Annotated in this window: 22 protein-coding genes and 1 other RNA gene; 9 read left to right on the forward strand and 14 right to left on the reverse strand. The window is 72.7% G+C overall.

Annotated elements, in window-relative coordinates:
- Positions 1 to 23 precede the first annotated feature (23 nt).
- On the forward strand, positions 24 to 1,019 hold the full coding sequence (locus AB0C82_RS15455) for an NEW3 domain-containing protein (protein WP_362841245.1): 996 nt from the start codon (positions 24 to 26) through the stop codon (positions 1,017 to 1,019).
- Between the two features lie 71 nt (positions 1,020 to 1,090).
- Here AB0C82_RS15455 and AB0C82_RS15460 read toward each other — a convergent pair whose 3' ends face one another.
- From AB0C82_RS15460 to AB0C82_RS15475, 4 genes are read right to left on the reverse strand one after another with little or no spacing between them, the layout of a single operon-like run.
- Entirely contained in the window at positions 1,091 to 2,110 is a 1,020-nt protein-coding gene (locus AB0C82_RS15460) for an iron-siderophore ABC transporter substrate-binding protein (protein ID WP_362841248.1), read from the reverse strand.
- 51 nt (positions 2,111 to 2,161) lie between these two features.
- Complete coding sequence (locus tag AB0C82_RS15465) at positions 2,162 to 2,962, reverse strand: ABC transporter ATP-binding protein (RefSeq protein ID WP_362841251.1); 801 nt, start codon at positions 2,960 to 2,962, stop codon at positions 2,162 to 2,164.
- 46 nt (positions 2,963 to 3,008) lie between these two features.
- On the reverse strand, positions 3,009 to 4,082 hold the full coding sequence (locus tag AB0C82_RS15470) for an iron chelate uptake ABC transporter family permease subunit (protein WP_362841254.1): 1,074 nt from the start codon (positions 4,080 to 4,082) through the stop codon (positions 3,009 to 3,011).
- On the reverse strand, positions 4,079 to 5,203 hold the full coding sequence (locus AB0C82_RS15475) for an iron chelate uptake ABC transporter family permease subunit (protein WP_362841256.1): 1,125 nt from the start codon (positions 5,201 to 5,203) through the stop codon (positions 4,079 to 4,081). The genes AB0C82_RS15470 and AB0C82_RS15475 overlap by 4 nt, the downstream gene beginning before the upstream one ends.
- Positions 5,204 to 5,314: 111 nt before the next feature.
- Between AB0C82_RS15475 and AB0C82_RS15480 the strand changes: the two genes are divergently transcribed.
- Positions 5,315 to 5,896, forward strand: a complete 582-nt coding sequence (locus AB0C82_RS15480) for an MSMEG_1061 family FMN-dependent PPOX-type flavoprotein (RefSeq protein ID WP_362841259.1) — start codon at positions 5,315 to 5,317, stop codon at positions 5,894 to 5,896.
- Between the two features lie 39 nt (positions 5,897 to 5,935).
- On the opposite strand, the gene rnpB is transcribed toward AB0C82_RS15480, so the two are convergent.
- The 3 genes from rnpB to AB0C82_RS15495 form a co-directional block, all read right to left on the reverse strand.
- Positions 5,936 to 6,337: RNase P RNA component class A (rnpB, locus tag AB0C82_RS15485), an RNA gene on the reverse strand.
- 53 nt (positions 6,338 to 6,390) lie between these two features.
- Complete coding sequence (locus AB0C82_RS15490; RefSeq protein WP_362841262.1) at positions 6,391 to 6,597, reverse strand: hypothetical protein; 207 nt, start codon at positions 6,595 to 6,597, stop codon at positions 6,391 to 6,393.
- Between the two features lie 31 nt (positions 6,598 to 6,628).
- Positions 6,629 to 8,071 carry an RNB domain-containing ribonuclease gene (locus AB0C82_RS15495; RefSeq protein WP_362841264.1) on the reverse strand — a complete coding sequence of 481 codons (1,443 nt, stop codon included), beginning with the start codon at positions 8,069 to 8,071 and terminating at the stop codon, positions 6,629 to 6,631.
- A 177-nt stretch (positions 8,072 to 8,248) separates the two neighbouring features.
- Here AB0C82_RS15495 and yaaA point away from each other — a divergent pair, with 177 nt between their 5' ends.
- Together yaaA and eda are read left to right on the forward strand one after the other, a co-directional pair.
- Positions 8,249 to 9,049: a peroxide stress protein YaaA gene (yaaA, locus tag AB0C82_RS15500; protein WP_362841267.1), complete on the forward strand. Its 801-nt coding sequence runs from the start codon at positions 8,249 to 8,251 to the stop codon at positions 9,047 to 9,049.
- A 58-nt stretch (positions 9,050 to 9,107) separates the two neighbouring features.
- On the forward strand, positions 9,108 to 9,746 hold the full coding sequence (gene eda, locus AB0C82_RS15505) for a bifunctional 4-hydroxy-2-oxoglutarate aldolase/2-dehydro-3-deoxy-phosphogluconate aldolase (RefSeq protein WP_362841269.1): 639 nt from the start codon (positions 9,108 to 9,110) through the stop codon (positions 9,744 to 9,746).
- Between the two features lie 12 nt (positions 9,747 to 9,758).
- Here the strand turns inward: eda and AB0C82_RS15510 are convergent, their stop codons facing one another.
- Genes AB0C82_RS15510 through AB0C82_RS15520 form a run of 3 tightly spaced genes read right to left on the reverse strand, consistent with a single transcriptional unit; the run spans position 9,759 to position 12,594 of the window.
- Positions 9,759 to 11,018, reverse strand: a complete 1,260-nt coding sequence (locus AB0C82_RS15510; RefSeq protein WP_362841272.1) for a bifunctional RNase H/acid phosphatase — start codon at positions 11,016 to 11,018, stop codon at positions 9,759 to 9,761.
- A complete protein-coding gene (locus tag AB0C82_RS15515; RefSeq protein WP_362842053.1) occupies positions 11,018 to 11,761 on the reverse strand; it encodes a C4-type zinc ribbon domain-containing protein in 744 nt (247 codons plus the stop codon). Before AB0C82_RS15515 ends, AB0C82_RS15510 begins: the two co-directional genes overlap by 1 nt.
- The gene (locus AB0C82_RS15520; RefSeq protein ID WP_362841275.1) at positions 11,758 to 12,594 is read right to left on the reverse strand and encodes a Nif3-like dinuclear metal center hexameric protein; all 837 of its coding nucleotides are present in this window, start codon (positions 12,592 to 12,594) and stop codon (positions 11,758 to 11,760) included. Before AB0C82_RS15520 ends, AB0C82_RS15515 begins: the two co-directional genes overlap by 4 nt.
- Before the next feature lie 405 nt (positions 12,595 to 12,999).
- On the opposite strand from AB0C82_RS15520, the gene AB0C82_RS15525 reads away from it, so the two are divergent.
- Positions 13,000 to 14,379: a hypothetical protein gene (locus AB0C82_RS15525; protein ID WP_362841276.1), complete on the forward strand. Its 1,380-nt coding sequence runs from the start codon at positions 13,000 to 13,002 to the stop codon at positions 14,377 to 14,379.
- A gap of 371 nt (positions 14,380 to 14,750) precedes the next feature.
- Here the strand turns inward: AB0C82_RS15525 and AB0C82_RS15530 are convergent, their stop codons facing one another.
- Genes AB0C82_RS15530 through AB0C82_RS15540 form a run of 3 tightly spaced genes read right to left on the reverse strand, consistent with a single transcriptional unit; the run spans position 14,751 to position 17,710 of the window.
- Complete coding sequence (locus AB0C82_RS15530; protein ID WP_362841279.1) at positions 14,751 to 15,698, reverse strand: 3-oxoacyl-ACP reductase; 948 nt, start codon at positions 15,696 to 15,698, stop codon at positions 14,751 to 14,753.
- 55 nt (positions 15,699 to 15,753) lie between these two features.
- Positions 15,754 to 16,830 (reverse strand): Zn-dependent alcohol dehydrogenase, encoded by a 1,077-nt coding sequence (locus AB0C82_RS15535; RefSeq protein WP_362841282.1) that lies wholly within the window; start codon positions 16,828 to 16,830, stop codon positions 15,754 to 15,756.
- A gap of 25 nt (positions 16,831 to 16,855) precedes the next feature.
- Positions 16,856 to 17,710, reverse strand: coding sequence for a MaoC/PaaZ C-terminal domain-containing protein (locus AB0C82_RS15540; protein ID WP_362841285.1), 855 nt, complete (start codon positions 17,708 to 17,710; stop codon positions 16,856 to 16,858).
- Between the two features lie 290 nt (positions 17,711 to 18,000).
- On the opposite strand from AB0C82_RS15540, the gene AB0C82_RS15545 reads away from it, so the two are divergent.
- The 3 genes from AB0C82_RS15545 to AB0C82_RS15555 are packed head-to-tail and all read left to right on the forward strand — an operon-like array spanning position 18,001 to position 20,895.
- Positions 18,001 to 18,930 (forward strand): ABC transporter ATP-binding protein, encoded by a 930-nt coding sequence (locus AB0C82_RS15545; protein ID WP_362841288.1) that lies wholly within the window; start codon positions 18,001 to 18,003, stop codon positions 18,928 to 18,930.
- A complete protein-coding gene (locus AB0C82_RS15550) occupies positions 18,930 to 19,655 on the forward strand; it encodes an ABC transporter permease (protein WP_362841291.1) in 726 nt (241 codons plus the stop codon). Before AB0C82_RS15545 ends, AB0C82_RS15550 begins: the two co-directional genes overlap by 1 nt.
- A 19-nt stretch (positions 19,656 to 19,674) precedes the next feature.
- Positions 19,675 to 20,895: a sensor histidine kinase gene (locus AB0C82_RS15555; RefSeq protein WP_362841294.1), complete on the forward strand. Its 1,221-nt coding sequence runs from the start codon at positions 19,675 to 19,677 to the stop codon at positions 20,893 to 20,895.
- A 36-nt stretch (positions 20,896 to 20,931) separates the two neighbouring features.
- Here the strand turns inward: AB0C82_RS15555 and AB0C82_RS15560 are convergent, their stop codons facing one another.
- Positions 20,932 to 21,558, reverse strand: a complete 627-nt coding sequence (locus AB0C82_RS15560; RefSeq protein WP_362841296.1) for a class I SAM-dependent methyltransferase — start codon at positions 21,556 to 21,558, stop codon at positions 20,932 to 20,934.
- Positions 21,559 to 21,714: 156 nt separating this feature from the next.
- On the opposite strand from AB0C82_RS15560, the gene AB0C82_RS15565 reads away from it, so the two are divergent.
- Positions 21,715 to 22,347, forward strand: a complete 633-nt coding sequence (locus AB0C82_RS15565; protein WP_362842056.1) for a response regulator transcription factor — start codon at positions 21,715 to 21,717, stop codon at positions 22,345 to 22,347.
- The last annotated feature ends 8 nt before the right edge of the window (positions 22,348 to 22,355 follow it).

Here is a 22,355-nt window from a genome sequence, read left to right on the forward strand (position 1 = left end):
CATCCCCGTCGAAGGAGAAACCCATGAGACCCGTCCGACTGATCAACCCGCTCAGGGCCCTGGCCGTGGCAACGGTCATGCTGATCCCCGCCCAGGCGGCCGTCGCCGCACCGGCCGCGCCGGCGGCCGACGCACCGAGGACCGAGGTGACCATCTCGCCCGTCGACCTCGACGGCCCCGCCATCTCGTCGGTGGACGTCACCGTGAGGAACACCGGCGCACAGCGGCTGCGTTCGCTGAAGGTCACGTTCGCCGGGCCCGCGGGGTGGGCGGTCCAGCCGTCGCTGAACAGCGTGGACGGCTCGCTGGCCACGGGCGCATCGGCCACCACGACGTTCCGCATCCAGGTCCCGGAGAAGCGGTCCGGGTTCGTCATCCGTACGTTCACCGCGACCGCGACGTACACGGGCGGGGACGGCCTGGGCTCCGCCACCGGCACCCGCTCGGAGCGCAGCGGCTCGCCGCAGGCGAACCTCGCGGCCGCCTACAACAACGTGGGCATCACGGACGAGTCCGCCACGACGGCCGGGAACTACGACGGTGAGGGCAACAGCTTCTCGGCGCAGAAGCTCGCCGCGGTCGGCCTGACACCCGGAGCGGCTGTCGACGCCCTCGGCGCCACCCTGACCTGGCCGGATGTCGCGGCCGGCACGAAGGACAACGTGGCGAGCGCGGGACAGGCCGTCACGCTGAGCGGCAAGGGCAGCAAGCTGGTGTTCCTCGGCTCGGGCGTCGGGAGCTCCGCCACGGGCAGCGCCACGGTGTACTACACCGACGGCACGACCGGTACGGGCTCCTTCGGCTTCCCCAACTGGTCCTTCGACCCGGTCACCGCGCACGGCGCGACCCTGGTGAAATCGACGGACGGCCGCAACCGCCCGGACGGCTACGGGAACGCCACCGTGAAGTACCGGGTGTTCGCCCACTCGGTGCCGCTCGACCCCTCGAAGACGGTTGATTTCGTGGTCCTGCCGGCGAACGCCGGCGTCCACGTCTTCGACATGGCGATCGCCCCCTGAGCGGTCGGGCACGGATACACGGGAGGGGCGGCGCCACCGGCGCCGCCCCTCCCGTCATCCCGCTCAGCGTGTCACTTGAGCTTCTCCGCGAACAGCGGAACCACCTTGTCCAGGGCGTAGGAGACCGACAGGACGGAGTCGGTGGCGAAGGCCTGGCTGATGCCCTGGTCGTCGAAGACCAGGGAGTGGCCGGCCTTCACGGCGGGGACGGCCCGGTACAGCGGGTCGTCGCTGATCGAGGCGGCGGGGACACCGATGGGCGCCATCACGACCAGGCCTGCGTCGAGGAGGTCGAGGTTCTCCTTGGACACCGGTACGGAGAACGAATCCCCGGCCTCGGCCTCGACGGCCGGGTTGTTCTCGAAGCCGAGGCGCTCGACGAAGTCGACCCGCCCGGTGCCACCGACGTAGGCGCCGTACCCCTCGGAGGTGCGCGAGCCGAGCGTGATGGTGCTGCCCTTGAATCCGGGGTTCGCCTTCACGGCCGCCGCGAACTTCTTCTCGGTGTCCGCGATCAGCTTCTCGCCCTTGTCCGGGACGCCGAGTGCGGCGGCGACCATCTCGGTCTGCTTCTCCCAGGAGATCATGTACTGGTCACCGCCCTTGGGCACACCGACGGTCGGGGCGATCTTGCTCAGGGTGTCGTAACGCGTCTGGTCCCCGCTGGACTTGGTGTCGAGGATCAGGTCGGGCCGGAGAGCCGCGATCTTCTCGTACTCGGGCTCCATGGTGCCTATGAGCTGCGGGCTCTTGTCGTACCGGCCCTTGGCCCACGGGCCGACACCCTCGCCGCCGAACGCCAGCCAGTCGCTGGCCCCGACCGGCTGCCCGCCGAGCGCGAGGACGGTCTCGGCGTCGCCCCAGCCGAGTGCGACGACGCGCTTGGGCTTCTCGTCGACGGTGACCTCACCGAACTTCGTCGCGACCTTCGCGGGGAAGGCGCCGGTGTCGCCGCCGCCCGAAGCGGTGGCCGAGCTGCCGGAGTCGTCCGAGGAGCCACAGGCGGACAGGCCGAGGAGCAGGGCGGCGACCGCCGCGGCCATGAGGGCCGGGGTGCGGCGGGTGCGGGGACGAGAAGCGGAATCGTTCATGCCGATTAGGTTAGCCTGCCCTTAACTGGGCTCGGCACCGGCCCCTCCCTGTCAGACCTTCACGTGGTGGCGGCCGAGCGGCACGACCATCGGCGTCCCCGACGCGGGGTCGTCCATCACCGCGCAGCGCATCCCGAACACCTCGGAGACCAGCGACTCCGTGACGATGTCGGAGGGCCGGCCCTCGGCGACGATCCGCCCGTCCCTCATGGCGATCATGTGATCCGCGTACCGGCAGGCCAGGTTGAGATCGTGCAGGACGGCGACCATGGTGACCCCGCGCTCCCGGTTGAGGTCGGTGAGCAGGTCCAGGACGTCCAGCTGATGACTGGCGTCGAGGAAGGTCGTCGGCTCGTCGAGCAGCAGGATGTCCGTGCGCTGCGACAGCGCCATGGCTATCCACACACGCTGGCGCTGACCGCCCGACAGCTCGTCCACGGGACGGTCGGCGAGTTCCAGCACGTCCGTGGAGAGCAGCGCCTGCGCCACGGCCTCGTCGTCCTCGGTGCTCCAGCGCCGGAACCAGCCCTGGTGCGGGTACCGGCCACGCCCCACCAGGTCGGAGACCGTGATTCCCTCGGGTGCGGACGGGCTCTGCGGGAGGATGCCGAGCACGGCGGCGACCTCCTTCGTCGGCATCTCCTGGATGCTCCGCCCGTCCAGCAGCACCGAGCCCGACGAGGGCGGCAGCAGCCGGGCCATCGCCCGCAGCAGGGTGGACTTGCCGCAGGCGTTCGGGCCCACGATGACGGTCACCTTCCCCGGCGGGATGTCCACGCTGAGACCGGCGACGATCTCGCGGTCGCCGTAACCGAGCCGGACGTCCCGCGCTCCAAGAGTGTGCTCAGCCACGACGGGGCCACGCCTTTCCTTGTCGTCGATCTCGTACGTCGCCACGTCAGCCCCCGGCGCCCACGCGGTTGGCGCGGGCCAGGAGCAGCAGCAGATAGGGGGCGCCGATGAGGCTGGTCACCACACCCACCGGCAGTTGGACCGACAGCAGCATGTGCTGGGCGGCGAAGTCGGCGACCAGGACCAGCAGCGCCCCGGTCAGCGCCGCGTGCGGCAGTGCGGCGCCCCGGCCGGGCACCAGACGGCGGGCGATCGGCGCGGACACGAAGGCGACGAAGCCGACGGGTCCGGCCGCCGCGGTCGCCACACCCGCCAGCGCCGTCGCGCAGCCGAGCAGGGCCAGCCGGCTGGGCTCGACCCGGGCGCCGAGTCCGGCCGCCGTGTCGTCCCCCAGCTGAAGGGGGCGCAGCGCGCGGGCGGCGAGAACGGTCAGCGGCGCGAGGACGGCGAGTGCGGCCAGCAGGGGCCACACCTGCTTCCAGGAACGGCCGTTGAGGCTGCCCGTCAGCCAGAGGAAGGCCGCCTGGGCGTCGGCGGTGTCGGAGCGCGCCATCACGTACCAGACCACACTGGTCAGTCCGGTTCCCAGGCCCACACCGATCAGGACGAGCCGCTGTCCCGCGACGCCCTGCCGCCAGGCGAGGAGGTAGATGGCGCCGCCGGCGCCGATCGCCCCGACCAGGGCGCTCGCGGAGAGCGCCAGACCGCTGACCTGGAAGAGCAGCGCGGCGGTGACGGCCACGGCGCTCGCCCCGGCACTGATGCCGATGACGTCGGGGCTGGCCAGCGGGTTGCGCAGCAGCGTCTGGAACACCGCTCCGGAGAGCCCGAAGCCGGTACCGACGAGGATCGCGAGCAGGGCGCGGGGCAGTCGCAGTTCCAGTACGACGAACTGCGAGCCGCCGTCGCCGCCACCGAGCAGGGTCTCCACGACCGTGCCCAGCGGCATCACCATGTCGCCGACGCTGAGCGAGAGGGCGAACACGGCGGCCACGCAGACGGCCAGCGCGGAGGCCACCAGCACGGAGCGCCGGCGGCCCCGTCCCCGTACCCGCGCGACGGTACGGACGGCGTCGGCCAGGCGGGCGCCGGGCGCCTCCTGGAGAGGGGCCCCGGTCACAGTTCCACCAGCTTTCTGCGCCGGACGAGCCAGATGAAGGGTATGCAGCCGATCGCCGCGGTGACGACGCCCACCTGCACCTCGCCGGGAGGGGCGACGACCCGGCCGACGATGTCGGCGACGAGCAGCAGGACCGGGGCCAGCACCATGCTGTACGGCAGGACCCACCGGTAGTCGGGGCCGGTGATGAGGCGGGCGGCGTGCGGTACGACCAGCCCGACGAAGCCGATCGGGCCGGCGACGACGGTCGCAGCACCGCACAGCAGGACCACGGCGAGGGCGGAGACGATCCGGGCGAGACCCACCCGCTGGCCGAGGCCGAGCGCCAGGTCGTCGATGAGGGAAAGAGCGTTGAGCTGGGGCCCCAGGAGCAGCGCGAGGATCACGCCCGCCGCGATGAAGGGGGCCGCCTGCCAGAGCACTTCGGCGTCCCGGGCGTTCAGCGCACCGAGCTGCCAGAAGCGGAACCGGTCGTACGTCTCCCGGTCCTGGAGGAGGACGGCGCTGGTCGCGGAGGTGAGCACGGCGCTGGTCGCCGCGCCCGCCAGTGCGAGCTTCACCGGGGTCGCGCCCTCGCGGCCGAGCGACCCCACCCCGTACACCAGCAGGGCGGCGAGCAGCGCGCCGAGGAAGCCGAACCAGATGTACTGCGAGGCGACGGTGAACCCGAAGAGGCTGATCGAGCACACCACTGCCACGGACGCGCCCGCGTTGATGCCGAGGAGCTGGGGGTCGGCCAGCGGGTTGCGCGCCACCCCCTGCATCACCGTGCCGGCGAGTCCGAGCGCCGCTCCGGCCAGCAGCCCGGCCACGGTGCGGGGTACGCGGACCTCCTGGACGATGAGCTGGCCCTTGACCCCGAGGTCCGGGTCGAGGACGCCCTGCACCACGTCGTGGAACGGCACGTCGCCCGAACCGACGGCGAGGCTCGCCGTCACGGTCAGCAGGAGTACGGCGAGAGCGGCGACGAACCCGAGGACGAGGACCGGGCGCCCGCGTCCGGGGCGTGGCCGCGGCGCTCCGGCGGCGGCGGTCTTCGGTCCTTCCGCGCTCCTGACGGCCGGGCCGCTCACAGCCCGGTCTCCCGGGCGGCAGGCTTGCGGTGGTGCACTGTTCCCCATCCTCGCTCGTCGCCCCCGGGACATGGCGCACACCGGAGGATAAGTAAGGTAACCCTAACAGCGCCAGGTCAGCGAGCCGCTGCCGCGCCCCCCGAAGCTACGGAGAACCCCTTGTCGTACGCCGCACCCGCGGCCGCGCCCGCCCCGGACCTCACCACGGGCCCGCTGGCCGGAGCCGTCCCCCTGCGATCGGCGGAGCAGTTGCGCACGATCCTCGGCACCCCGCACCCCCTCGTCATCGACAAGGTCCACGACCGCCTCACGGACGACGACCTGGACCTGCTGGCCCGGGCCCCGTTCTGCGCCGTGTCCACCTCCGACGCCGACGGCAACTGCGACACGTCCCCGCGCGGCGGAGAGCCCGGCTTCACCCTGGTCCTGGACGCGGGCACACTCGCACTCCCCGAAATGCCGGGCAACCGGCGGGGCGACACCTTCCACAACATCCTGAGCAACCCGCACGTCGGACTGCTCTACCTCATACCCGGCGCCCAGACGGTCCTGCGGATCAACGGCCGCGCCCGGATCCTCACGGACGCCCCGTTCTTCGACGCGATGACGGTCAAGGGCCGCCGCCCTGACCTGGCCCTGGTCGTCGAGATCGACGAGATCTACCTCCACTGCCCGGCTTCCCTGCGCCGCTCGGGCATCTGGACCCCGGAGACCTGGGAACAGGCCGCACAGGAGAACTGACGCGCACGGCCGCCGCGAAGGGGCGGGGCGGGGGTGAGGCAGACGAGTCGGGCTGTACGCCGGGTTCTGTCGCCCGGTCGCCTCGCGGCGGCCGGGGAGACGGCCATCCATCTAGGACCGGCATTGCTGCCGGTCTCGTGCGGTCTACCCGTGAACTCGGGCGGGCAGCCCTCGAACGTTCACGCAGAACCGTCTTGCGACGGCTCCTCTTGACCTTGCTCCGGGTGGGGTTTACCTAGCCGCCTGAGTCACCTCAGGCGCTGGTGGTCTCTTACACCACCGTTTCACCCTTACCCAGGACCGGAGTCCCGGGCGGTCTGTTTTCTGTGGCACTGTCCCGCGAGTCACCTCGGGTGGCCGTTAGCCACCACCCTGCCCTGTGGAGCCCGGACGTTCCTCGGGAGAATCCGGAGATCCCCACGCGGCCGTCCGCCCGGCTCGTCTGCCGTGCCGCCCATGCTACCCGCCGGACCGCGGGCCACCGGACGGCGCCTTCAGATGAGGGCACCTGACTCCAGGCCGAAGGAGAAGGGCGGGTCGACCGGCGCTATCCCGAGGGCAGGCTGGTCCAGCTGGGCCCGGACGGGGTGCTCGACCTCGCGGTGGGCAGCCAGACGACGGTGACCGTGGAACTGACCGCGCCCGTCGGGTTCGTACGTCCGCTGGGCAGGCCCGGCCTGGCCCGTACCGTCCGCTTCCACGCCGACGACCCACGGGCCGCGGTCGCCGCCCTCACGCGGGCACGAACAGCACCTTCGCCGAGCCCGGTTCCGCCTGCATGAGCCGCACCCGCAGCCGCTCCCCCAGCGGGAGCCCGGGCGCGGGCCCCTCGATCCGGGCGATGACCGCCGGGTCCTCGATGTGGACGGTGCCGACGCTTGAGGCGGCGTCCTCGATGTCGACCACGAACCCGTCGAACACCTCGCCCACCCGGTCCTTGAGCAGCGCCGCCTCCACCAGGTCCACCGATTCCCGCTCCGCCGTGTTCGCGCGGCGCGTGCCGTCGGCCATCTCGTCCGGCAGCGCCGAAAGCGCCTCCCCCACCCACTGCGGTGCCTGGCGGCCCGCGACGGCCGCGAGGCAGAGCTCGGACGCGTAACGGTCGACGAGGCGGCGCAGCGGGGCCGTGCAGTGCGTGTAGAGGTCCGCGACGGCGGCGTGCACGGCAGGGGTGGGCAGGGCGCCGTTCCCGAAGACCGTGTACCCGGCCCCGCGCAGCAGGGTGGTGCACTCCTGGAGGAACGCCGCATGGCTGCCGCGCTCCGGGTCGAGCGAACGGATCAGGCGCGCGTACGGCACGTGGTGCGGCCAGTCGATGCGCAGGGCCTGCGCGGAGCGCCTCAGCAGGGCGACGGCGCCGTCCGGGGCGATGGGCAGCGTACGCAGGATGCCGGTGCCCGCGTCCGCCATCAGCCGGGCCGCGGCCATGCCGGTGAGCAGGGAGATCTGGGCGTTCCAGCCTTCGGCCGGCAGGGGGGCGCGGTAGGCGAGGGTGTATGTGGAGTCCTGCTCGACGATCTCCTGTTCGGGCACGTTCAGCGAGACGCCGCCGCGGGCGACCTCCTGCGCCTCGCGGAGCCGCCCGATGTCCCGGAGCAGCGCCAGGGGCTCTTCGGCCGTGCCGGCGTCGATCCGCCGCTGGACCTCGGCGTGGTCGAGCTTGGCCCGGCTGCGTACGAGGGCGCGGCGCACGTCCGTGGTGACCGCACGGCCCTCCTCGTCCAGGTCGATCTGCCAGTGCACGGCCGGCCGTGTCCGGCCGGGGAGCAGGCTTGCGGCGTCCTCCGAGAGCGGGGGCGGGTGCAGCGGGACCTTGCCGTCGGGGAAGTACAGGGTCGTCACCCGGCGGTGTGCCTCGGCGTCCAGTGCCCCGCCCGGCCGGACGAAGGCGGCGACGTCGGCGATCGCGTACCGCACCCGGAAACCGTTCGGGCGCCGTTCCAGGTGCATCGCCTGGTCCAGGTCGGTGGAGGCGGGCGGGTCGATGGTGAAGAACGGCACCTCCGTGGCGTCCAGGTGGGCCGAGAGGTCCGGGGCCCTCGCGACGTCCTGGGCCTCGGCGAGTACGTCGGGCGGGAACCCGCCGGGCGTTCCCAGCTCGGCACGCAGGCCGCGCAGGGCCTCGCGCAGCGGGGTGTCCGGTGGGCCGGTCACGTGGACAGGACGGCGGGGCATGTCCCGAGCGTAGGTCCGGGGCGGGGGTGAGGCATCCCGGGTTTCCCGCTCGTCACCCTGCGTGGAGCCCGGGTTCGGTCCGGCGCCGGGGGACCCGGGCACCCATCGGCCGGACGGCGGGCCCGGCCGCGCTCCCCCGTACCCTTGCAGGGCCCGTCCGCGTATGAAGGAGACACCGTGCTCGTGCTGTTGCCGCCCTCCGAAGGAAAGGCCGCCTCGGGGCGTGGCGCCCCGCTGAAGGCCGAGAACCTTTCCCTGCCGGGGCTGGCCGCCGCGCGGGAGGCGATCCTCGGCGAGCTCGTCGAGCTGTGCGTCGCGGACGAGGAGAAGGCCCAGCACGTGCTCGGGCTCAGCGAGGGGCTGCGCGGCGAGATCGCCAAGAACGTGGAGCTGCGGACCGCGGGGACACGTCCGGCCGGGGAGATCTACACCGGCGTCCTGTACGACGCCCTGGACCTGGCCTCGCTGGACACCGCGGCACGCAGGCTGGCCCACAAGTCGCTGCTGGTCTTCTCCGGGCTCTGGGGCGCGGTGCGGGTGGGCGACCGGATTCCTTCGTACCGCTGCTCGATGGGTGTGAAGCTCCCCGGCCTCGGCGCGCTCGGCGCGTACTGGCGGGCCCCGATGGCGGAGGTCATGCCGGAGGCCGCCGGGGACGGCCTCGTGCTGGACCTGCGGTCCTCGGCGTACACCGCCGCGTGGAAGCCGAAGGGCGCCGTCGCCGAGCGCACGGCGAGCGTGCGGGTGCTGCAGTCACAGATGGTGGACGGGGTCGAGAAGCGTTCCGTGGTCAGCCACTTCAACAAGGCGACCAAGGGCCGGATGGTGCGGGAGCTCCTCATGGCCGGGGCCCGGCCGAAGGGCCCCGCGGAACTGGTGGACGTGCTGCGGCAGCTCGGGTTCGTGGTGGAGGCGCAGGCGCCCGGGCGGGCCGGACGGCCGTGGGCGCTCGACGTGGTGGTCACCGAGATCCACTGACGTTGCAGCATACGCAACGCTCGTTGCGCAGAGTGTGGCGTCACGGCAGGATGAGGCCATGACCTCTCCTGCTCCCGCCGCACCCTCCGTCCTGGATCTCGCACCCGTCGTCCCCGTCGTCGTCCTGGAGGACGCGGCCGACGCGGTGCCGCTGGCCCGGGCCCTGGTCGCGGGCGGGCTTCCGGCGATCGAGGTGACGCTGCGCACGGCTGCGGCCCTCGACGCGATCCGGGCGATCTCGGCGGAGGTCCCGGAGGCGGTGGTCGGCGCGGGCACCGTGATATCCGTACGGAACGTCGAGGACTCCGTGGCCGCGGGCGCCCGCTTCCTGGTGAGCCCGGGCTGGACGGACGCGCTGCTGGACGCGATGAAGGCGTCGGGGGTGCCGTTCCTGCCGGGCGTCTCCACGACCTCCGAGGTGGTCGCGCTGCTGGAGCGCGGGGTCACGGAGATGAAGTTCTTCCCGGCGGAGGCGGCGGGCGGCACCGCATACCTGAAGGCGCTCTCGGCGCCGCTCCCGCAGGCCAGGTTCTGCCCCACGGGCGGCATCACGCCCGCGTCGGCGCCCGCCTATCTGGCCCTGCCGAACGTCGGCTGTGTGGGCGGCAGTTGGATGCTGCCGGGCGACGCCGTGGCGGCGAAGGACTGGGCCCGGGTGGAGCGGCTGGCGCGTGCGGCGTCGGAGTCGCGCGGCTGAGCCGGAACTCCTCTACCGCAGGTGCGAGGTGTCGTTCAGGAGGCGTACGGAGGCGTTGCCGTCCGCGTAGTAGGCCACGGACGAGACGGACGCCGCCGAGAGCTCCATGCGGAACAGGGACTCCGGCGGGGCGCCGAGCGCCAGCCTGACCAGGGTCTTGATCGGGGTGACGTGGGTGACCAGCAGCACGGTACGGCCCCGGTGGCGGGCGATGAGGCGGTCGCGGGTCGCCGAGACGCGTTCGGCGACCTCTGCGAAGCTCTCGCCGCCGCCCGTGGGGGCCACGTCCGGGGAGGCCAGCCAGGCGGTGAGGTCGGCGCCGTACCGCTCGCGCACCTCGCCGAACGTCATGCCCTCCCAGGCGCCGAAGTCCGTCTCGCGCAGACCTTCGTCGATGCGCACGTCGAGGCCGAGGCGCCCCTCCACGGCGGCCGCGGTCTCGCGGCAGCGGCGCAGCGGTGAGCTGACGATCTCCTGGATGGTGCCCCGCTCGGCGAAGGCGTGTGCGGCGTGGCGCGCCTGGGCCCGGCCCACGGCCGAGAGTTCGGGGTCGGTGCCGCCGCTGCCGGAGAAGCGCTTCTCGGGAGTGAGGACGGTCTCCCCGTGCCGCAGCAGTACGAAGGTGGCGGGGGCGCCCAGGTCGGGCGCCGTTCCCCAGCCGGTCTGCGGCGTGGAGGAGGGTGCGGCGGGCGCCGCGGTCGTACGGGAGGCCATGGCGGCGCGGGCCTTCGCCGCCCCGGCCACCGCGTCGCCCGGCGGGCCGGCGACGGGCGGGAGGTCCAGGGGGACCGCCGGGGAGGCGGAGTCGAGGGCCGCCGTCGAGGACGAGGGCTCCCACTGCCTGCCCCGCTTGCCCGCGTCCATCGCCTCGTTGGCGAGACGGTCCGCGTGCTTGTTCTCGGCGCGCGGGATCCACTCGTAGGTGACGGCGGCCGGGGGAAGGATCCGGGCGGCCTCCGCCGCCAGAGGCTTCATGTCCGGGTGCTTGATCTTCCAGCGGCCCGACATCTGCTCGACCACCAGCTTGGAGTCCATCCGGACGTGCACCCGCAGGGCGTCGTCCGACGGGAAAAGCGCCTTCGCGGCCTTGAGACCGGCGATGAGGCCCTTGTACTCGGCCACGTTGTTCGTCGCGACACCGATGTACTCGGCGGCCTCGGCGAGCGGTTCGCCCGTCTCCGGATCGATGACGACGGCGCCGTAGCCGGCGGGCCCCGGGTTGCCCCGGGAGCCGCCGTCGGCCTCGACGACCAGCTGGTGGGAAGCGGGCATTACAGGCCCGACTCCGAGGTACGGACCAGGATGCGGTGGCAGTTCTCGCAGCGCAGGACGGTGTCCGGGGACGCCGCCTTCACGTCGTTGACCTCGGTGATGTTCAGCTCCAGGCGGCAGCCCTCGCAGCGGCGCTGGTAGAGACGGGCCGCGCCGACGCCGCCCTGCTGGGCGCGCAGCTTGTCGTACAGCTTGAGCAGGTCCGCGGGCACGGCGCCGGCGACGACCTCGCGGTCCTTGGTGAGGCTCGCCGCCTCGGAGTCCAGCTCACGGATCGCGGCGTCGCGGCGGGCCACGGCGTCGTCCAGCTTGGCCTGGACCGCGGAGACGCGCGCGGTCAGCTCGACGACCCGCTCCTGGGCACCTTCGCGGCGCTCCATGATCTCCAGGACGACGTCCTCCAGGTCACCCTGGCGCTTGGCGAGCGAGACGAGCTCGCGCTGCAGGCTCTCCAGGTCCTTGGGCGAGGAGACCGCGCCGGAGTCGAGGCGCTGCTGGTCGCGGACGGCGCGCTGGCGCACCTGGTCGACGTCCTGCTCCGCCTTGGTCTGCTCGCGGGTGGTGTCGCTCTCCTCGGTCTGGGAGGCGACCAGCAGGTCACGCAGCTGGGCGAGGTCGTGGTTGAGCGCGTCGATCTCGGCGTGCTCGGGCAGCGACCTGGCCTTGTGGGACGCCTGCGACAGACGTACGTCGAGGGCCTGGACTTCGAGGAGTCGGATCTGGTCGGCGGGCGCGGCGTTCAGTTGGGGGCTCCAGAAGAGTGGTGGGTGGTCCAGGGGTCGGTGACCTGCTTCGAGACATGGACCCGCAGGTCCCATCCGTGGCGGTCGGAAATCGCGTCGAGCTGCGCGGCGGCCTGCTCGCACCAGGGCCACTCGGTGGCCCAGTGTGCGGCATCGACCAGGCCGAGCGGCGAGTGCTGAACGGCCTCGGAGGCCGGGTGGTGGCGCAGGTCGGCGGTGAGGTACGCGTCGACGCCCGCGGCCCGGACGGCGTCGAAGAGGCTGTCGCCGGATCCGCCGCTCACGGCGACGGTGCGCACGAGCGCGTCCGGGTCGCCCGCGAGCCGGATGCCCTGCGCGGTGGCGGGGAGCCGGGCGGCGGCCCGTGCGGCGAACTCGCGGAGGGTCTCGGGGTGGTCCAGCTCGCAGATGCGGCCGAGGCCGCGGTTGCCCCTGGGGTCGGTGGGGTCCGGTACGAGGGGGCCCGTGACGCGCAGGTCGAGGGCGCCGGCGAGGGCGTCGGACACGCCGGGGTCGGCGGTGTCGGCGTTGGTGTGCGCGACGTGCAGCGCGACGCCGTTGCTGATGAGGCCGTGCACGACCCGGCCCTTGAAGGTGGTGGCCGCGACCGTCGTCGTACCGCGCAGGTAGAGCGGGTGGTGGGTGACGATCAGCTGGGCGCCGAGGGTAAGGGCCTCGTCCGCGACGGCCTGGACGGGGTCCACCGCGAACAGGACCCGGTCGACGTGGGCGTCCGGATCTCCGCAGACGGTGCCGACCGCGTCCCATCCTTCGGCCCGCTCGGGCGGCCAGAGGGCGTCGAGCTCGGCGATGACTTCAGACAGACGGGGCACGAAGGAAAGGCTACCTTCCGTCCGTGCCCCGCCGCCCATGGCTGCCGAGACCCGGGAGGGCGGACCGGCAGCCGGTCACGAATCGTTACTTCACGAGGTCGGAGCGCAGGTCGCCCAGGGGATACGACCCCGTTCACCGGCGGCTCATCCCGTCCCCTCGGTCCTTGCTGTCCCGTTGCCTCCCGGGACCCGGCGCCGGTGGCCGCGGCAGCGGCGGGCCGGTCGCAGGTCACACAGGCACTTCTCAGGAGCACCTCTCCTCTCCACGCCCATCACCCCCAGCACACCCACCCCCTGCCGCTCAGGCGATTACGGACATCGCCACCCTTATGTGTGAAGCGCGCGTGGTGGCGTTGTTCGGCAGGAAGTGCGAAAACTAGCTTCGGTCACCGGAGGTGATGCTTCATGACTGCCTGTGCCACCGAGGGAGAGACCGCCGGGGCCACCGCCACGGTGGAGCCCCTGCCCGAGGAGCCCGGAGAACCATCGGACCCGGCCCGCCCGGCGGGGTCCGCCGAGCCCCCGGGGAGCGGAGACCGGACGGACTCCGCGCGTCCGTCGGACCCCGCGGGGCCGGGAGCCGTCGTGGCGGGTGACCCCGCGTCGTGGGACGGCCCGCCCGCCGGGGCCGGGCCGGGCGAGCAGCCCTTACCCGCCGCCCTCCAGGTGCCTCCGCCGTTCACGATCACCGCGGACGGTTCGTACGCGGCCCGGCTCACGGCCGCTCCGGGAGTGCCCGGCGAGGACCGCGCCTGGTATCCGGAGCGCTGGACGCTGGACGGACCCGAGCCCTACGCCGTGCCGCTCCCCCTTGACCAGCCCGAGGAGGCCGACTCCGACGTCGTGCCGCTCGCCGACGGACGGGTCCTCATCCGGCGGCTGGTCGCCGACCGCCACGCCTTCTCACTGCTCTACCCCACCGGCCCCCGCACCGGTGAGCTGCCGCTGGGCGCGCTCGAATGCAACGGTCTGACGCTGCTGCCGCCGTCACCGGACGGCGGCAGCGTCCTCGCCCTGGTGCCCGGTGAGCACTCCACCGCCGTCTGGCTGGTGGCGGGCGGCGCCTTCGGCCCCGAACACGTCGCCGAGATCCCGGGGAGCTGTTCCGGCGGGGTCTGGCTGGACCGGGCCGGACGACTGCTGGCGCTGGACAGGCAACTGCCGGGCGGCGGGCCGGTGAAGGCGGTCGCGGTCGATCTGGAACGCGGCGGAGAGGTGACGCCGCTGCTCCAGATCGCCCCGGAGAGCAACGACCGGCTGCTGCTGGCCGACCCGGACAGCGGGCTCCTGCTCGTCCGCTCCGACGCACCGGGCCACGACCGGCTCGGCTGGGGCGTGCTCGGCAGCTTCCTGCCGGTGCGGTTCCCGGAGTGCCTGCGTCCGGCCGATGTCGCGGTGACGCCCTTCGCCGTTCAGCCGGGGCAGATGCTGATGCCGGAGAGCTGTGCGGTGGCGCTGCGGATCGACGGGGCCGCGGGCAGCTGGGTGGGGGTCTGGCGTCCGGCGGGCCGCCGGCTGCACCAGCTCGCGGCGCCCGAGGGCTGGCAGGCCGGTTCGGGCTTCTTCGGCCGGGACGGCGTACTGCATCTCCCGTACGCGAACGACATCGCCTCGTGCGCGGTCGCACTGGTCCAGGCTCCGGCGGACGAGGCGGAGTGCCACCCCGGCAACCCGTTTGACCTGGCCGGAAGTGGAGCGGAACCATCCGCGGCTCCAGTGCTTCCTGTGGTGTGTAAGCCGGTTCCGCTGGGGCAGGCGCCTCTTCTGGGGCGTATGCCCGGGTGAGGCCCGGGCCACGCGGCTGTCCCCCGCGGTCGCCGACGGTGACCGCGCCGGATGGCGGTGGCGGGGCTTACGACGAACAAGTAAGCGATCACAACGGGGTGACTTCCCACATGTCTGAAGCCCGAACCGACACGACCCAGACGCGCCCGCCGGGGGCGGACGCGCAACGGGCCGGAGCCGGCGGCTCCGGAAAGCACCGAGGGGGTGCGTCGATGGAGAGCTCGGCCGCGCAACCGCACGGCCGCCACCGCCGCCCCTCCGAAGGGGGTACCGGAGCGTCGGTCTGAGCCACGCCGCAGAACAGGATCCGACGGATACGAGGGAGGGCCGCCACAGCCGTGACGGCTGTGGCGGCCCTCCCTCGTCGGTGGTCAACCGCGCTTCAGTCCGAGGACTTCGACCGCGGCGAAGGTCTCGTTCGGCGGGCGGTCCCGGTAGTGGGGGGTGATCAGCCCGTCGAGTTCGTCGAAGGTGAACGCCTCCTTCGCGGAGTCGAACTTGGCGGCCACCCTGGGCCGTTCGACGATCGCGACCATTCCCCCATGGACGACGAAGAGCTGGCCGTTGACCCTGCCCGCCTCCCTGGACGCCAGGTAGCCGACGAGCGGTGACACATGCTCGGGGGCCAGTGCGTCCAGGCTGCCGTCCGCCGGCTCCTGGAAGCCGGCGAAGACGTCCTCCGTCATCCGGGTACGGGCGCGCGGGCAGATGGCGTTGGCCGTGACGCCGTAGCGGGCCAGGGCCTGGGCGGTGGAGGTGGTGAGGCCGACGATGCCGCCCTTGGCCGCCGCGTAGTTCGGCTGGCCGGCCGAGCCCGCGAGGAACGCCTCGGACGAGGTGTTGACGATCCGCCCGTACACAGGACCTCCGGCCGCCTTGGAGCGGGTGCGCCAGTGGGAGGCGGCGAAGTGCGTGGTGTTGAAGTGGCCCTTGAGGTGAACCCGGATGACGGAGTCCCACTCGTCCTCCGTCATCGAGAAGATCATCCGGTCGCGCAGGATGCCCGCGTTGTTGACGAGGATGTCGAGCTTTCCGTACGTGCTCACGGCCACGTCCACCAGCGCGCGCGCCTGCCCGTGGTCGGAGACGTCACCGAGGTGCGCGACTGCCCGGCCGCCCGCCGCCCGGATCTCGGCGGCGACCTCCTCGGCCGGGGCCGCCGACGCCTCGCCCGAGCCGTCGCGGCCGGGCTGTCCGTAGTCGTTGACGACGACGGCCGCGCCGAGCCGCGCCAGTTCCAGTGCCTCGGCGCGCCCGAGGCCGCGGCCGGCGCCGGTGACGATCGCGGCCAGGCCGTCCAGGGGAAGGGGATGTGACATCGCGGTCCTCGGCGTCCTTCTCGTAGATCCGTGGTGGGCAAGGAGATGGCGCGGGTCAGAGCTCGATGCAGGTACGCAGCGACTCGCCGGTCCTCATCTGGTCCAGGGCGTCGTTGACCCCGTCGAGCCGCACCCGGTGGGTGATCATCGATTCGAGGTCGATGCGGCCCGCGCGCCACAGGGCGATGGCCCGCTCGTAGGACCGGAGCACGTCCCCGCCGCCGTACATGGAGGGGAGGATCCGCTTCTCGTCGAAGAACAGCTCGAACATGTTGGCCTGGAAGTTGTCGTCCATCGCGCCCGCCCCGACGACACAGAGCGTGCCGCCGCGCCGGGTGTTCTCGTACGCGGTGCGGGCCGTCGCCGACTTGCCCACGACCTCGAAGACGTAGTCGAAGCCCTCGCCCCCGGTGATCCGCTGCCGGGCGTCGGTGAGTCCGTCCGGTGGGACCGCCTCGGTCGCTCCGAACCGCAGCGCCGCCTCACGCCGTGAGGCGACCGGGTCGACGGCGACGATCTGGGCGGCGCCCTGGACGCGCGCGCCCTGGATCGTGGAGATGCCGACGCCTCCGCAGCCGATCACGGCGACCGACGAACCGGCGTCCACCTGGGCGGTGTTGATGGCGGCGCCGAGCCCGGTGGTGACGCCGCAGCCGATCAGCGCGGCGATGTCGAAGGGCACGTCGTCGGGGATCGGTACCGCGCATCCCGCGCCGACGACGACCTCCTCGGTGAAGGTGCCGGTCCCCGCGAAGCCGAAGACGTCACCGCCGGGGCGCTTGAAGTTGGGGGTGCCCGCGTTCATGAATCCGGCGAGGCACAGGTGGGTCTGTCCGCGCCGGCACGAGGGGCAGGCGCCGCAGGCGGGCAGCCAGCAGACGAGGACGCGGTCGCCCTGGGCGAGCCCGCTCACTCCGTCGCCGACGTCGATGACCTCGCCCGCGCCCTCGTGTCCTGGGATGAAGGGGGCGGGCTGCGGCAGCACCCCGCTCATCGCGGATACGTCGGAGTGGCAGAGCCCGGTGGCCCGGATGCGGAGCTTGACCTTGCCGGGGCCGAAGCCCACCGCCTCGACGTCGTCGAGGACCTCCAGCTTGTCCTGGCCTATCTCGTGCAGTACGGCTGCGCGCATGGTGCGGCTCCCCTCATGGAGTGGTTCAGGAGTATTCGACGAGCGTGCTGTCGAGGACCGGTGCACCACCGCGTTCGACGGCGCTCACCGTCACCACGGCGCGCGTGTCCGCGGCCCACATGTCGATGCGGAGGGTCTCGCCGGGGAACGCGACGCCGGCGAAGCGGGTGCTGCAGGCGCGGATCCTGGAGACGTCGCCGTCGAGCACCGTGTCGGCGACGGCCTTGACCGTCATGCCGTAGGTGCACAGTCCGTGCAGGATCGGCCGGTCGAAACCGGCCTGCGCGGCGAAGTCGGGGTCGGCGTGGAGGGGGTTCCAGTCCCCGGAGAGCCGGTACAGGAGCGCCTGGTCCTCCCGGACGTGACGCTCCACCGTGTGGTCGGGTGCCACGGCCGGCAGGGCGAACCCGGTGGAGGGGCCGCGTTCGCCTCCGAAGCCCCCTTCGCCGCGCACGAAGATCTGGGACTCGTTGGTCCACAGGGGGCCGTCGTCGTCCGCCGCCTCGGTGCGCAGCACGATGACGGCCGCGCTGCCCTTGTCGTACACCGCAGCGACCCTGCCGCTCTGCACCGCGCGCCCCTCGACGGGGATCGGCCGGTGGACGCGTACGGACTGGGCGCCGTGCAGCACGGACGCGAGTGCGATGTCGATGCCGGTCAGAGACACCACGCCGGCCACCGCCTTGCCCGCGCCCGCGACGGTGGCGAAGGTGGGCAGCACGTGGAGCCGGGACTCCAGGGTGTAGCGCAGCTCGCCCGGGTCCGTGGCGGGGACGCCCGCGCCGAGGCCGAGGTGGTAGAGCTGGACGTCCTTGCGGTCCCACCGGATCCCGGCGGTCCTGGGTTCGGCGGCGACCGCCTTCACGGCATCAATGGGCATGGGATTCCTGCTCCTTGATGGACGGGTCCTGCGGACGGGGAGACCCCGGCGCGGCCGTCCGCACCGTCGGCCGCACCGAGGTCGCGTGCGGACCGGCCCCGCCTTCCTGCGGAACGTTCTAGAACGTGTTCTAGGGCCGGTGGCCCTATGTATAACGCAAGCCCCAGCACTTGTGAATACCGCTGACGTCACGTCAGATACGTCCCGCGCCGGGCCGGTACATTTGTCACGGCCGAGTCCGTACATCCGCATCTGCCGGAGGTGGCCGCCCCCTCCGTAGCGTCATCGGCATGACGCAGACACCGGATTTCGCACCCGCGGTGAGCTTCGACGGGGTGGTCAGGAACTACGGCGCCGTACGGGCCGTGGACGGCATCGACCTCGCCGTGGGGCGTGGAGAGACCGTTGCCCTGCTCGGCCGCAACGGGGCGGGCAAGTCCTCCGCCATCGGCCTCCTCCTCGGCCTGGACGAGCCCGACGCCGGCGAGGTGCGCCTCTTCGGCGACACCCCCGCGCGGGCGGTGCGGGCCGGACGGGTCGGGGCGATGCTCCAGGACGGCTCGGGGGTCCCGCGGGTCACCGTGCGGGAACTGGTCGCGTTCGTCGCCTCCACCTATCCGCGGCCGATGCCGGTCGCGGAGGCGCTGGCGCTGGCCGGGCTGACGGAGTTCGCCGGACGGCGCGTCGACAAGCTCTCCGGCGGCCAGACGCAGCGGGTGCGCTTCGCGGTCGCGCTGGCGGGCAATCCCGGGCTGCTCGTCCTCGACGAGCCGACCGCCGCGCTCGACGTGGAGGCCCGGCGGGCGTTCTGGGGGTCGATGCGCGCGTACGCCGCCCGGGGCAACACGGTGCTCTTCTCCACGCACTATCTGTCGGAGGCCGACGAGAACGCCGACCGCGTCGTCGTGCTCGACCGGGGCCGGATCGTCGCGGACGGCAGCGGCGAGCACATCAGGCAGTCGGTGGGCGGCGGCCTGGTCGCCATCGACCTGGCGGGCGGCGGTACGGAGGGACTCGCCCGGCTGCCCGGCGTCACGTCGGTCGAGATCCGCGGGGACCGGGCACGGCTGCGCACCGACGATCCGGACGCCACGGTCACGGCCCTGGTCGCGCGCGGCCCCCTCCGGCGGCTGGAGGTCTCCCCCGCGAGCCTGGAGGACGCCTTCCTCTCCCTCACCGCACACGAGAGCACGCATGCCGACGAAAGCGAGAAGGTCTGATGCTGGAGTACATCAAGCTCGAGACGCGGCGCACGCTGCGTGACACGATGTTCGTGATCTTCGGCATCGGAATGCCGGTGGTGATGTACCTGCTCTTCACCAACATCGGTACGGACGAAGGGGATTCGGCGCCGTGGCGGGTCACGGCGATGGTCGGCATGGCGGCGTACGGCGCGCTGGGTTCCGCACTGAGCGCCGGTATCGGGGTCTCCACCGACCGGTCGACCGGCTGGCTGCGACAGCTGCGCGTCACCCCGCTCGCCCCCTCCCGGGTGGTGACAGGGCGGGCCGTCAGCGGGTCGGTGACGGTACTGCCGGGAATCGTCGCGGTGCTCGCAGCGGGCGCGCTGGTCAACGGCGTACGGCTGGAGGCCTGGCAGTGGACGGCACTGACGCTCCTGCTGTGGGTGGGGGCGCTCCCCTTCACCCTGCTCGGGCTGGGCAACGGCTACCGGCTGAGCCCCCAGACCATGGGCGTGGCCAATACGGTCGGCCTGATGGGGCTCTCCCTCGTCGGCGGCCTCTGGTTCCCGCTGGAACTGTTCCCCGGGTGGCTGGCCTCCGTGGCGGCCTACACCCCGGCCAACCGGTTCGCGGATCTCGGCTGGGCGGTGACGGAGGGTTCGGCGCCGGGGCCGGCCACGCTCGCCGTGCTCACGGGCTGGCTGGTGATATTCGGCTCGTACGCTGTGGCCTCGTACCGCAGGGCCGCGCGGACCGCTTGAGGGAGTGACGATGCCGGTGATGAGCAAGCAGTGCGCCGCGTGGAAGGCCGACTTCCGGGCGAAGCGGGCGACGGCGGACCGGAAGGTGGCCAGGAGGACCGCCCGGGGGCCCGGACACATGGGACCGCCCAACGGTTTCGCCCTCCTGCCGTGGCTGCTGATGGGAATGGGTGCCTTCTCCAACCTCCTCCAGGGCAGGACCCCCAACCCCTGGGTCGGCGGCATCGGCATCATCACCTTCAACAGCCTCTACATCTATGTGGTGTTCAGGGCCTTCGACAAACGGGCCCGGGAGGCGCCGCGCACCCGCTGGGCCCTGGTCGCGCTGGGCGTGGTCACCTGCGCCCTCGCCCTCACGTACGGCGGCAGCTGGCTGCTCTTCTTCATGCTGCTCGGCCTCGCGACCGGCTCGATCATGCGCGGCAGGTACCTCGGGCCCGTCGTCCTCGGCCTGAGCGCACTGGCCGGACTGACAGCGGGACTCCGTGACGGCTGGGGCGCGATCAACGTCGCCTACGGGACGTTCATCTCCGCGATGGTGACGGCGGCGATCCTCGCGCTCTCCGAGACGGTCAAGGAACTCCGGGAGACGAGGGAGGAGCTGGCCCGCACGGCGGTGGAACGGGAACGGCTGCGCTTCTCCCGCGATCTGCACGATCTGCTGGGCCACACGCTCTCGGTGATCGTGGTGAAGTCCGAGGCCGCGCGCAGGCTCGCCCCGCATGACGTGGACGCCGCGCTGGCCCAGGTATCCGACATCGAATCGGTCGGCCGCCAGGCCCTCACGGAGATCCGCGAGGCCGTCACCGGCTACCGGGAGGGCAGCCTGGCCACGGAACTTGACCGGGCCCGCTCGGCGCTCTCCGCCGCCGGCATGGACCCGGTCGTCCGCCGGTCGGGACCCCCGCTCACCGCGCGGACAGAGGCGCTGCTGGGCTGGGTGGTACGGGAATCAGTGACCAACGCCGTCCGGCACAGCGGAGCCTCGCGCTGCGAGATCGACGTGGCGGGCTCGCCCGGAGGCGTACGCCTGAAGGTCACCGACAACGGCCGCGGCGTCCCGTCGGGCGAGGAGCGCGGAGCCCGCTCCGGCACCGGCCTCAAGGGCCTCACGGAGCGCCTGGCCCAGGCGGGCGGCTCCCTGGAGGCGGGGCCGGCGGAGCGCGGAGGATTCCAGGTGACCGCGGAACTCCCCGTGCCCGAGGCGGCGGAACCGGGAGACCTCGAAGCCCTCACCTGACGGGGTGGTCCATCAGCCGTGCGAGAGGCGCCCGGCTCACGTGGCCGGCCGGGAGTGCACGCTCACGGCGTAGCCGCGGTCCTCCTGGAAGGGATCGGCGCTCCAGGTGGCGTAGCGACGCACCAGGGTCAGCCCGGCCTGCGCGCACCAGTGGTCGAACTCCGTGAGGGTCACCGTCGGCTCCGGCAGCGGCAGGTGTGCCGCGTCCAGCCCCATGCCCGTGACCAGCAGACCGCCGGGGCGCAGTGCGTCGGCCAGTTGCCGCACGACGACCGGTTCGGTGCCGGGGGACAGCAGGGGGATGACGTTTCCGGCGGCGAGTACCAGGTCGAATCCCGGATCCAGGCCGAGGGTGTCCAGGCGGGCCAGGTCACCGAGGAGCCATTCCTGCGCGGGGGCTTCCCGGCGTGCCACGGCGAGCATCGAGGAGTCGACGTCCACGCCGGTGCAGTGGTGTCCCAGTTCCGCGAGCCGGATCGCGATGCGGCCGGTGCCGCAGCCGGCGTCGAGTACCCGGGCGGAGGGCTTCAGCAACGTGGCGCAGAAGGTGGCCTCGCCGTGGATGTCGTGACCTGATTCGGCGAGCCGCGCGAAGCGCCGCGCGTACTCCTCCCCCGCTTGTCCGCCGGTCAGTTCCGCCCAGCGGTCAGGTTGCCCAGTCATGTTCGAACGTGCCTTCCGGTCGGCCTCGCCCGGCAGGGGCGGAGGCGGTGCTCCACCACACTATGTTCGGCCGCCGGTGTACACCTCGTCGGCTGCCGCGAACGCACGGCAGGGCGCCGGGTCAAGGCCCGGCCATAACCTGTCCCCGTGAACGAGATGCCGCAGGATCACCGCCCCGCGCGGTCTGTACGTGTTCTTCTCGCCGAGGACCAGGGCATGATGCGGGGCGCTCTCGCCCTGTTGCTGGGCATGGAGGCGGACATCGAGGTCGTCGCGCAGGTGGGGGCCGGTGACGAGGTCGTGGGGGCGGCGCTGCTGGCGCGGCCCGACGTGGCGCTGCTGGATATCGAGATGCCGGGGATGAGCGGACTGGACGCCGCCGCCCTGTTGCGGGAGGAGGTGCCGGACTGCCGGGTGCTGATCCTCACGACGTTCGGGCGTCCCGGGTATCTGCGGCGGGCCATGGAGGCCGGCGCCACCGGGTTCCTGGTCAAGGACGGGCCCGTCGAGGAGCTCGCCGAGGCGATCCGGAAGGTGCTGCGCGGCGAGACCGTGATCGATCCGGCGCTCGCGGCGGCGGCCCTGGGGGCGGGGCCAAGCCCGCTCACGGCACGTGAGCGGGACGCGCTGAACGCGGCCGTGGACGGGGCGACGGTCGCGGACATCGCGGTGAGGCTGCGGCTGTCCGAGTCGACCGTCCGCAACTACCTGTCGTCCGCGATCGGCAAGACCGGAACCCGCAACCGCATGGAGGCGATGCGGGCGGCCCGGCAGCAGGGGTGGCTGTAGGAACGGGG

Origin of the sequence: Streptomyces sp. NPDC048560 (assembly GCF_040650955.1) — a bacterium.
GTDB lineage: Bacteria > Actinomycetota > Actinomycetes > Streptomycetales > Streptomycetaceae > Streptomyces.